Raw genomic sequence first — 10,101 nt, 5'->3', positions numbered from 1 at the left:
AAGCAGTAATGCTTATCCGAACGGCATTAAGCATTAAGCTGGCTTTTTAGTTTCTGCTACATTAGTTTTTCTGTATCAGTTAGTTAATGAATTAGAATTCGTATTTAGCTGAAATACCGTAGTTTCTTTCCGCTTGAGAGTTCTCTTTGTAAAGCTCATCATCGCCGCGGATGTCGTTCCAACGGTAGTACTCTTCATTCGTTAAGTTAAACACGCCACCACGAATAGTCAGATCTTTGATTGGCTTGTAGTAAGCCGTCAAGTCAACAACCGTAGCACTTGGAAGCTCAGCTTGACCAGCGTTACCGCCACTTTCGTCATCGAAGTTGATGTCTGAACCAGACTTGTCAGCCGTGTAGTTTAACTTAAGGCTAGTACCCCAGTTTTGGTTTGGAGCGTCGTAGTTAAGGCCTAATACAGCATTCCAAGGATTCACACTATTTAGTGCATTTCCGTTTCCGTCTTCACCTTCAGTGTATGATGCAACGAAGTGTGTCGAAATTCCTTCAGGCGCGCCTACCAAAACATCCCAAAGTAACGTGTTTGAGAACTCAATCCCCTTAATCGTGGCCGAATCTAAGTTAACGTTAGAATAGTGCGTTGTTCCGCCAACCTTTTTCGTAACTACTGTCTCGATAAAATCATCGTAGTCACTGTAGTAAGCCGCAATTTCAGATGATGAAGCTTGAGTATTATGACGGTAGCCCAACTCGTAAGAGATACTGGTTTCTGACTTCAGATCTGGGTTTGGATCATTTACGTAGCCGTGTCCAGGGTTGTCATACGTGTAGTACAGTTCATCGAAAGAAGGGGCTCTAAAGCCTTGGCTTATTTGGCCAAAAATAGTACCTGTATCTGTCAGTTTGTATGTTGAACCTAAACGACCTGTTACTGCGGAATCAGAGAAATCAGTTAACGATTCGGTAGTGTTGTTACCTGGGTCCGTTGAGAAGTAATCAAAACGAACACCTGGAGTAACAACCAGCTTGTCATTCATTAGGCTAATTTCGTCTTGAACAAACAGACCGAATTTTTGCTCTTTAGCATCAGGAGTGTATACATAAAGCTGATCGGCAGTAGCTGGGTCAGAGTTGTACTCCATATTGGTGTTACTAATATCACTATGTGTATAAGTCGCACCATATACTAGGTAATGGTTGTTAATCACTTTGTCTAGCTGCGTCTCGATCTCAAGCTTATCTTCGGTGTATTCGTAGTCTTTTGTTTGTAAGTTGTCGTTGTTAGCTGGAACCCAAGGCGGCATACCTGGACCTGCAGGTTTAAAGCGCTTCGTTACACCATTTTCTTCTTTAGAAATGTACGATACTTTGCTCGTCACGGTATCGGCAATCGCGCCATCAGCGAACCAAATGTGTTTAATAGCGAATCGTTTTTGCGTTGTGTCATCAGCCCCAGTATAGCTATCGTAGCTTGAGTGATAGATATCAGAGTCCGAAGTATCTTTGATTAGCTCAGCTAAAAACTCGATACGATGACTTTCGTTTAATTGGTATTGCAACTTAACTAAAAGATTATCTGCTGAGGTATCTTGACCTTCAACAGCGTAGTTTTCTAAGTCGTTAGGGTTACGGAAGTTTTGCAACTCTTCGCCATCTCGACGAGTGTAGGCTACCAATGTTTCTAAATCGCCAAATCGATTCGCTAGCGCAACATGTTCACTAAAAGAATTGTCTTCTGAAGAGTAAGACAGTTTAGCTTGACCACCAAAATCTTCACCATCCTTTAAGAAATCAGAAGGGTCTTTAGTTTCGAAAGCAACAACGCCGCCAATAGCGTCACTTCCGTGTAAACTTGAAGCTGCACCTTTGATGATTTCAACGCTTTTTAACATGTCGGGATCGATTGAAATACCGCTAGAGTTAATAAATGCATAAGGACCACCATCAAATGAACCTGGTTGCGATGAACCATCAACCAAAATCTTAACGCGTTTGCCTTCCATTCCACGAATGTTGATAGTCTGTGCGCCTTGACGAGAGCTCGAGTTCATCGTCACACCCGGAGTGTATTCGAAGATTTCGTTAACATCTTTTGCCATGTTCTCTTCGATTTGCTCGTCAGAGATGACAGTCACAGAAGCCGCAGTATTGATAAGTGTTTGATTCGTACGAGTCGAAGATACAACAACCTCGTCAAATAGGGCATAATCTTCAGCAAAGGCTGAGGTTGATGAAAGCGCTAAAACGATTGAAGCAGAGAGCAGGGATTGCTTATACATCTGATAGTTACCTTAGTTCCATAGTATTATCTTGATTTGCGAAATATAATATTGGATCTAAATGATAATTACTATTATTTGCATTTAAGTGATTTTCAATTTTATCAACTAATTCATAATTAATACTCTTAAATATCTGTATTAAAAAGACTTTTACAGTTCCATTCACATCCTGAATACTTCTGTTTTTGTGATTCAAGTCTCATTTATAAAGTAGGAAAGCTATGCATAGTCCAATAACACTTGAAGCGTTACACATCCTAGACGCCATCGACCGACGTGGAAGTTTCGCCGCCGCGGCCAATGAAATGGACAGAGCGCCTTCATCACTCAGCTATCAAATACAGAAGCTTGAACAAGATCTAGACATCATGATTTTTGACCGCTCAGGCCACCGTGCAAATTTCACGGAAGCGGGTCAGTTGATACTTGAGCAAGGTAGAATCATTCTTGGAGCTACAGAACGTCTTGTTAACGAGGCAAGCATTCTAGCCAATGGTTGGGAGCTCGATTTGACCATCGCCTTTGATGGCATTATCCCGATTGCTAACTTTTTCCCACTGGTAGATGAACTAGGAAAAATCAGTAAAACACGCGTTCGTTTGCAAGAGGAAATCTTAGCGGGTTGTTGGGAATCTCTCACAGATGGTCGTGCTGACTTATTGGTATGCCCTAAGCTCGATACAATTCCAAACGATATGAAAAGTGACGTGATTGGTAAAATGGAAATGGTATGGGTTGCGGCATCAAACCACTACGTTCACAAACGTTCGGGCGAATTCGACCAAAAGGCGAGAGAAAGTTACAGGGTGATCGCAATTGCGGATACAGCGCGCGATCAGCCCGCTTTAAGTCGTAATATCCTAGAGAAACAACCGCGATTAACGGTAACAAGCTTCCCAGCGAAAGTAGAAGCGTTAACGACGGGATTAGGTATTGGTACCTTGCCTTGTAGTGTTGCTAAGCCTTTGATCGAATCGGGCGTTTTAAAACAGATTGCGGGTACCGAGCCACAGCCGATCGACATAGTGATGGCTTGGCGACGCAACAAAATGGGCGACGCCAAGTCTTGGTGTATCCAACATCTTAAAAAGACATGGGCGTTAAAGTAACGGTAACACCATATCTGCAGTACCATCTTCAAAACTGATATCTAGCTTAAAACCGAGCTTTTGAGCTAGTGTCAGCATCCCTCTATTGGTTGGCATCGTCATACCCGACATCTGCTTGGTCTGCTTCGCACGGCAGTAATCGATAACCTTGGTCATAAGAATGCGACCTAGACCAACACCTTTAAGGTCAGAACGAATCAATATTGCGAATTCGGCGTCTGTGTTCTCAGGGTTAATTAGTGCTCTTGAAACACCGATGATCGCAGGCACACCTTGTTCCTTACGAACGACCACAAAGGCGATTTCTCTATCGAAATCAATCTGAGTGAAATTCGCCAACGCCTCATGATTGAATTCACCGACATCACTAAAGAAACGCTTATAGAGATCTTCCTTAGACACACGGTTAATGAAGTCAGCATGAAGCGGTTCATCTTCGGGAAGAATAGGGCGTAACAACACTTCGGTTCCATCTTTTAGCTGGATACGTTCTTCAAGCTCGACTGGGTAAGGGCGAATGGCCAACCTTTCTTGCGGATCCCCCTCGTAGGCTTTCAATATGATATCAGCGTCTAATATCGTGAACTTGTCTCCGTTGGCCAGCACTGGATGGATATCCAAATCATGTATTTCAGGGCAATCAACGACCATCTGCGATATACGAACCAATAATTCAGAAAGGCCCTCTATATCAATCGGGTTAGGGAGTTTTTGTAGACGAATCTTGCCGCTTTTTATCGCTCGAATAATCAAGTAACGCGCCAATGTCATGTTGAGCGGTGGAAAAGCAGCGGCGGCATCAATCGATTCATCCCATTCGGAACCACCTTGTCCAAGTAAAATGATTGGGCCGAAGGTTTCGTCTGTTGTAACCTTAATACGCAGTTCTTGGCCGCCCGCGAGCTTGGCCATTCCTTGAATTAACAAGCCATGGATGTGCGCTGTAGGGAAGGATAATTGAGAACGATCGAGAATTGCCTGAGCCGCATTGGCAACTTCACTGCTGTTTCGCAAATTGAGCATCACACCTTGAACGTCTGACTTGTGTGCAATGTCTGGCGAACGAAGTTTTACGGCAACCGGATAACCAATTGTTTCTGCAATGTGTACCGCTTCACTTGGGTCAGAAGCAATCCATGTCGGTAGCACATCGAGGTTAAAACTCTTGAAAAACTGGCTATTTTGGTGAGTATCAAGGCTAACGGTATCTTTATCCAGTAGTTGTCGTTCTATCCAACTTTTCGCATCTGCTAGATCTTCAATATGTACTTTTTCTGCCGTGGTCGGCGTTTCCATTAACTGACGCTGGTTACGTCTGTACTCGACTAAGTGCATGAATGCGACCACTGAGCTTTCAGGGGTTCGATAGGTAGGGAAACCAGCTTCGGTAAACAGCTTTCGTGCAGGCCTTGCTGTTAGCTCACCAGACCAATTCGTGAGGATGTTAAAGCGCTTGTGGCGAGGGTGCTTTTTAATCGCTTCAATAATTCGTTCAGCCGTTTTAGCGGAATGTGCAATTGCTGAAGGGCTGTGCATGATTAGAATCGCATCCGCTTCATCACCATCTAGTAAGATGTTTATGGTGTCGATATAACGCTGATCACCAGCGTCACCAACAATATCGATAGGATTACTGTGAGACCAACTCGATGGCAACACTTTGTTCAACTTATCAAGTGTCTCTTCTGAAAACTCTGCGAGCTTACCACCGCGGTCAAATAGGGTGTCCACCGCCATAATCGCTGGGCCGCCTCCATTGGTAACAATAGCCAAGCGTTCGCCACGTAAGGGAACTGAATGAGTCAGTGTTTCTACCGCAGCAAACAGTTCATGTAAGTTCTTAACTCTTAGCATGCCGCTGCGTCGGATTGCGGAATCATAAATAATATCTAATGTGTCGGCACCGCCAGTGTGTGCCATTGCTGCGGCTCTGCCTTTCGCCGTTCGACCGCCTTTCAACACCAGAATTCGTCGGTTACGCGAAGCCGCACGCGCTGCAGAAATAAAACGCCTCGCATCGGTAATGCTGTCTACATAAAGCAATATTGCTTCGGTGTGAGAGTCGGTGCTGAGGTAGTCCAATAACTCCGAGAATTCGATATCGCTGCCATTGCCTATAGAAATAAACGCTGAAAAGCCGATCTCTTTGTCATTCGCCCAATCTAAAATCGTGGTACACACAGCAGCAGATTGAGAAACAAAAGCGATTTTACCAGGTAATGCTGTTACTGGAGAGAATGATGCGTTCAAATTTAACCAAGGGACAATCACCCCCAAACTATTGGAGCCAAGCACTCGGATGTTGTTCTTTTTGGCTATCGCCAGGCATCTTGCGTCATACGTCTCACCATTATCACTTTGTTGTTGCATGTCGGATGAAAGCACAATGACAGAAGCTATGCCTTTCTCAGCCAGCTCTTCAAAAATGGCGACATTACGAGTCGCATTGGTACACAATATCGCAAGGTCAGGAACGATCGGCAGCGACAAAATGTTTTTGTAAGAGAGTACACCTGCCACCGAGTCATATTTTGGCGTAACCGGCATCACCGCACCTTTGAAATCCCCGTGCAACAAATTGTTCATGACGATATATCCTGCACGCATTTCTCGTTGAGAAGCACCAACAACAGCGATTGAGCGGGGTTTAAGTAGGGGATCAAGATGATTCATAGACATATCCTAACAATGCACGTAAGTTCATCGTAACTTACTTTTCACTAACGGGTTGATGGCAAATTCACCGAATTAAGATGAATAAGCAGACACTGCATAAAGTTTGTGAAATAGGTCACCCACTAATGGTGTATAATCTCAAAGTTAACTTGATTCTAAACCGACGTATCGGCATGATTTATAGTAATTATTATTAAGGATATAGAGCTTTCCATGAAAAAATTTGCAATTGTGACTTTGCCACTGCTCTTGGCTGCATGTGTATCTGACGACTACGTTACCAATGTCACTTCAGATAGTTATCAAGAAGAGTACAAGACGGCCAAAGTTGAAGCTCCAGTTGTATCTCAATCTGAGCAAACAGGCGTTGTTGAAGAAAACGTTGTCAACGTGATCAGAACTGAACCTGTTGAACAGAAAGTCACTCAAACGACTAAAGCTAAGCCAGTTGCAGTAGTGACAGGACCAACCAAGAAACAACAAGACATGAACCAACGTTTTGGTTACACAGTTCAAGTTGTTGCTGTTGGCAGCCAAAGTAAAGTCGATTCTTTCGTGAAAATGCTACCTACGACTTCTCAACCAGTTTGGGAAAACTACAAAATGGTTAACGGCACTAAGTGGTTCACGGTACTTTATGGTGACTATGCAACGCGCTTAGAAGCTAAAAAGGCAATCTCAACACTGCCGAACACTTTCCAAAACTTGAAGCCGTTCGTTAAGAGCATTGATGACATCAAGAACTCTGAATACCCTACGCTTAACAAGTTGAACTAAGTTTTGATTCATAAAGAAGGGGCAAATGCTCCTTCTTTTGTTTTCAGACTCGCTGTTTTGTTTAATAGTTAATCGCTCGATCTTTCGAACGCAATTTTAACAATCAAAACACTGTACCTATCTCGACTTTTGTTTATCATTGAAGTCAGTACTCCTAGTTTCAAGGACCGAATTTACCCATGAACACCACAAACATCCTTCTACTTTGCGGCGGTGGATCTTCAGAGCATGAAGTATCTTTAGTTTCAGCCAATTACCTTTTTGAACAGCTCAATAGCGTTGCAGATTTTAACGTTGTAAGAGTTGAAATTAAAAACGAAGGCTGGTGTCTTGATTCAGGTGAATTGGTTTATCTTGATATTAATGATCAAACCTTACGCGGTGACAATTTAGCATCTAAAGTCGATTTCATTGTGCCTTGCATCCACGGCTTCCCAGGTGAAACCGGTGATATTCAATCACTGTTTGAAATGGCTAAAATTCCGTATCTAGGCTGTGGTTCAGAAGCAAGTAACAACAGCTTCAATAAAATCACTTCAAAGCTTTGGTACGACGCGCTTGGCATTCCAAACACGCCTTATCTATTCTTATCAGAAAACGATGAACAAGCTCACTCACAAGCGACTCAAGCCTTTGAAAATTGGGGTAAAGTGTTCGTGAAAGCGGCCCGTCAAGGCTCTTCCGTAGGTTGTTACCAAGTTAACCAAGTAGAAGATTTAAGCGAAGCGATCAACAAGGCGTTCACTTTTTCGGACCAAGTATTGGTTGAGAAATCAGTGGTGCCTAGAGAGCTAGAAGTTGCTGCTTATGAAATCGATGGCGAGCTACATATCAGCAAACCGGGCGAGGTGATTGCACCGAACGGCGCATTTTACTCTTACGAAGAGAAGTACAGTGCAGACAGTCACTCGATCACTGAAGTTGAAGCAAACAACCTCACTGATGAGCAGCGTGAACTGATTGCAGAAAGCGCTCGAAAAGTGTTTACACAGATGAAGCTCCGCCATTTATCTCGTATCGACTTCTTCTTAACGCAAGACAACGAAATCTATCTGAACGAAGTCAACACCTTCCCAGGTATGACGCCAATCTCCATGTTCCCTAAAATGGTTGAGCATGACGGCCACAAATTCAGCCAGTTCTTAGAGAACTGCGTGAGAACAAGCCTTTCTTAGGTTTCTAACTCGTTTTCGTTCACTTAGAGCTGAACCCAAAAGTGCCTTAAGCTTTCGCCAAGGCACTTTTTGTTTTTAAAGCCGGCCGTTTTTAAAAATCGATCGTTTTAGCCACTACTTATATCCAAGTAACAATATCCAAATAATCTACGAACCGTTTATTGCCAAGGGGTTAGCGCCTTAAACTTCATCTTCTCACTCTCAGCCGTACCCGAATAACCCACATATTGCGCAGGCATTGCAGGGCTGAGCCAACGACCAAAATCCTGAATCTCCCTCACCTTAAGACCTTGTTTTGACAACTCTTGTGCGGCACCAACACGAATCGAATTTCCAGAGAAATGGTGGTTTTCTGGAAGTTGAAGTAAGTCGCTTGCTCTTCTCAATATTCGGTAAATGGACGAATCATCTAAAGGCTGTAAACCAATATTCTCATGCTTGTCTATCGCACGAAATACTGGCAACTCATCTTGTGTACCAGTAAACGAAAGCCAACGTTGAAGTGCAACACTGGCTATTTGTGACAACTGATAAGCCGAACCTTTGACTGTTACTTGGTAATGATCTTCAACGTACTCAACATCGGTAATCGACAACGCCTTAAGTTCTGAGCGCTTTAAAGCACACTCGAACATAACGTTATAAATAGCGATGTCTCTGATCTCTTTCAAGTTTGCTTTATCATGGGAGAGTAACGTATTTAAATCAGTGAGATGCACAGATGTCATAGCGTTGGTTTGTTTGGCGTCACCGGCCATTTGAGATTGTAAGTGGAGCAGGGTAAAGCGAACTTGCCTATGCTTGATCGGGTTAGCAAAGCTCAACACAGTATGTAACATACTAAGCGTTGCAGTGTAACGTTTCAAGGATGCGTATTTTCTATCGTTGGACTCCATCTCAAGAAATCGACGCACAGCGGTTATAGAAGCGGGAAGTGTGTTAATACGATGTTTGGTACAGAACGCATGATAGCGATTCCAATCACTATAGATACCCAACAGTGAATTGTGAGAGTATTGAAATCCTGTCAATTCATCTATAATTTCAATTGTCGCGTGCCTGTTTAATTTTTCAACAAATGAATTAATTGTCACAGAGTCGGTTAAAATAGGGACTTTTTTTCTCAAATTACCGTACCTCAACAGGTGTTTTTACCATATTATGCTTGATATCATTATAAGTATACTTATGATTAATGTAGTGAAAACAAAAAGATGATTAATAGATATGGCTAATTCAATTTACCGAAGCGTCCATCTTCAATCGATAGATGCTAATAACACAGTTTGGCGTGCTAAATTAAAAAACAACGTTATTCAGGGCAACCTAGCTGCCGTGAAAAAGAGTATTGATTGGTGGATTGATACTGCATCTATTATTGATCCAAAAGAATTCACGTCATTAAATAAGTCGAGAGGAACTGGTGGCTCGACTGAAAACTTCAGCGGCTACCAAATCAAGAATGACACCGGTGAGCCTAATGCGTGGTATTGCATGTTTAACGGTCGCTTAATTAAAGGCGGCAAGGTTGCAATTCAACGCCATATAGAAGCTTACTTACTCGCAAAACAAAAAGCAGAGCAACAAAAGAAGTAAATTATGAGCCTAGTATATTCAACAGAAACAGGTCGTATTAAGCCTGAAGAAGAGAAAGTCCAACGTCCTAAAGGCGATGGTATCGTTCGAATTCAAAAAGAAACCAAAGGCCGTAAAGGCAAAGGCGTTTCTGTCGTGACTGGCTTAGACCTAGATGACGCACCATTAAAACTAATGGCAGCAGAACTCAAGAAAGTTTGCGGCTGCGGTGGCTCAGTAAAAGATGGCAATATCGAAATTCAAGGTGACGCGCGCGACAAGATCAAAGCGCACCTTGAAAAGAAAGGCTACAAAGTTAAATTTGCTGGCGGCTAATCTCTAACTAATACCAGGGTTAAAATCGAAGATTATTATCACTGGTTATTAGGTATTTTATGGTAAATAGCTAATATGGTTAAATACACAGTATAAATCAGAGAATATCGACACCAAATAAAGGCAGGGCATCACACAAAGATACCTGCCTTATAAACACCAAAACCTATTTAACATAACGTACATAATACGCACTAAGGCGTAAGTTCTT

8 protein-coding genes are annotated in these 10,101 nt (G+C 42.7%); 5 read left to right on the top strand and 3 right to left on the bottom strand.

Annotated elements, in window-relative coordinates; translation table 11 throughout:
• Window positions 1-91 precede the first annotated feature (91 nt).
• Window positions 92-2,239, bottom strand: a complete 2,148-nt coding sequence (locus A142_RS15175; protein WP_019821581.1) for a TonB-dependent hemoglobin/transferrin/lactoferrin family receptor — start codon at window positions 2,237-2,239, stop codon at window positions 92-94.
• 224 nt (window positions 2,240-2,463) lie between these two features.
• Here A142_RS15175 and A142_RS15170 point away from each other — a divergent pair, with 224 nt between their 5' ends.
• Window positions 2,464-3,351, top strand: a complete 888-nt coding sequence (locus tag A142_RS15170; RefSeq protein ID WP_019821580.1) for a LysR family transcriptional regulator — start codon at window positions 2,464-2,466, stop codon at window positions 3,349-3,351.
• On the opposite strand, the gene A142_RS15165 is transcribed toward A142_RS15170, so the two are convergent.
• Window positions 3,343-6,024 (bottom strand): bifunctional acetate--CoA ligase family protein/GNAT family N-acetyltransferase, encoded by a 2,682-nt coding sequence (locus A142_RS15165; protein WP_019821579.1) that lies wholly within the window; start codon window positions 6,022-6,024, stop codon window positions 3,343-3,345. The genes A142_RS15170 and A142_RS15165 overlap by 9 nt on opposite strands.
• Window positions 6,025-6,240: 216 nt before the next feature.
• Here A142_RS15165 and A142_RS15160 point away from each other — a divergent pair, with 216 nt between their 5' ends.
• Together A142_RS15160 and A142_RS15155 are read left to right on the top strand one after the other, a co-directional pair.
• The gene (locus tag A142_RS15160; RefSeq protein ID WP_017064585.1) at window positions 6,241-6,804 is read left to right on the top strand and encodes an SPOR domain-containing protein; all 564 of its coding nucleotides are present in this window, start codon (window positions 6,241-6,243) and stop codon (window positions 6,802-6,804) included.
• A gap of 179 nt (window positions 6,805-6,983) precedes the next feature.
• On the top strand, window positions 6,984-7,979 hold the full coding sequence (locus tag A142_RS15155) for a D-alanine--D-alanine ligase (RefSeq protein WP_019821578.1): 996 nt from the start codon (window positions 6,984-6,986) through the stop codon (window positions 7,977-7,979).
• 158 nt (window positions 7,980-8,137) lie between these two features.
• Here the strand turns inward: A142_RS15155 and A142_RS15150 are convergent, their stop codons facing one another.
• The gene (locus tag A142_RS15150) at window positions 8,138-9,106 is read right to left on the bottom strand and encodes a tyrosine-type recombinase/integrase (RefSeq protein WP_019821577.1); all 969 of its coding nucleotides are present in this window, start codon (window positions 9,104-9,106) and stop codon (window positions 8,138-8,140) included.
• 100 nt (window positions 9,107-9,206) lie between these two features.
• On the opposite strand from A142_RS15150, the gene A142_RS15145 reads away from it, so the two are divergent.
• Window positions 9,207-9,575, top strand: a complete 369-nt coding sequence (locus A142_RS15145; RefSeq protein WP_019821576.1) for a DUF3319 domain-containing protein — start codon at window positions 9,207-9,209, stop codon at window positions 9,573-9,575.
• Window positions 9,576-9,578: 3 nt separating this feature from the next.
• Window positions 9,579-9,890 (top strand): stress response translation initiation inhibitor YciH, encoded by a 312-nt coding sequence (gene yciH / locus A142_RS15140; RefSeq protein ID WP_008221404.1) that lies wholly within the window; start codon window positions 9,579-9,581, stop codon window positions 9,888-9,890.
• Window positions 9,891-10,101 lie beyond the last annotated feature (211 nt).

The sequence above is a fragment of the Vibrio splendidus 12E03 genome (genome assembly GCF_000272105.2).
Taxonomy (GTDB): domain Bacteria; phylum Pseudomonadota; class Gammaproteobacteria; order Enterobacterales; family Vibrionaceae; genus Vibrio; species Vibrio splendidus_I.
Note: the sequence above shows the minus strand (reverse complement) of the source record. Positions and strands in the feature narration are given on the sequence as shown.

What these genes read in the sequence shown, in the direction of transcription:
- A142_RS15170 (WP_019821580.1), top strand. Translation starts at nt 2,464, where the DNA reads ATGCATAGTCCAATAACACTTGAAGCGTTACACATCCTAGACGCCATC.
- yciH (WP_008221404.1), top strand. Translation starts at nt 9,579, where the DNA reads ATGAGCCTAGTATATTCAACAGAAACAGGTCGTATTAAGCCTGAAGAA.
- A142_RS15165 (WP_019821579.1), bottom strand. Translation starts at nt 6,024, where the DNA reads ATGAATCATCTTGATCCCCTACTTAAACCCCGCTCAATCGCTGTTGTT.
- A142_RS15155 (WP_019821578.1), top strand. Translation starts at nt 6,984, where the DNA reads ATGAACACCACAAACATCCTTCTACTTTGCGGCGGTGGATCTTCAGAG.
- A142_RS15145 (WP_019821576.1), top strand. Translation starts at nt 9,207, where the DNA reads ATGGCTAATTCAATTTACCGAAGCGTCCATCTTCAATCGATAGATGCT.
- A142_RS15160 (WP_017064585.1), top strand. Translation starts at nt 6,241, where the DNA reads ATGAAAAAATTTGCAATTGTGACTTTGCCACTGCTCTTGGCTGCATGT.
- A142_RS15175 (WP_019821581.1), bottom strand. Translation starts at nt 2,239, where the DNA reads ATGTATAAGCAATCCCTGCTCTCTGCTTCAATCGTTTTAGCGCTTTCA.